The sequence below is a fragment of the Colwellia sp. MB3u-55 genome (assembly GCF_014076785.1).
Classification (GTDB): Bacteria; Pseudomonadota; Gammaproteobacteria; order Enterobacterales; family Alteromonadaceae; genus Colwellia_A.
The window spans coordinates 1-436 of the sequence record NZ_JACGUS010000084.1 but is presented as its reverse complement, the minus strand read 5'-3'; the positions used below and the strand labels follow the sequence as shown (position 1 = coordinate 436).

The 436-nt window shown below is 35.6% G+C and carries 2 protein-coding genes; both read right to left on the bottom strand.

Annotated features, from left to right (window positions below):
- A partial coding sequence (locus tag H4J66_RS05130; protein ID WP_182171407.1) for a Bor/Iss family lipoprotein occupies positions 1-237 on the bottom strand: 237 nt, incomplete at its 3' end.
- Positions 237-436, bottom strand: a 200-nt coding sequence (locus tag H4J66_RS05125) for a Bor family protein (protein WP_182171404.1), incomplete at its 5' end; no start/stop codon positions are given. The genes H4J66_RS05130 and H4J66_RS05125, both read right to left, overlap by 1 nt.

Genomic DNA, 436 nt, shown 5'->3' with positions numbered 1-436 from the left:
ACCACTAGCCAAACCGTTTATAAAAGTTAATTCGGTTTTTACTGATGCCCAAGGCGTGTTAGCACATTCTTTTTGGAGGTCTACAACTGGCGAGCCCTCATATAAAGAAAGGGCGAAGTTATGATGCCATAATTGAGTGGTTTGATTAGATTTAACTTGATCGCCTTTATCAAAATGGATTGTTGAGCAACCGGAAAAAAAAGTAAGCCATAAAACGCCTAATAGTATATTTTTCATTATGATTCTTCCTTAGGACACCAAATTTTTACTGTATGAGGTGCATAAATACCTAGTGTAATTAATGCTAAAAGACCATCAGAAAATGTTTGTTGTGATTGCATTTGCAATGGTTCATTTTTGTTACAAACTTTCAGAACATCAACACGATGTTCTCCAGATAGCCCCCATAAATAAAATGGTTTTGAATCCAGGTATG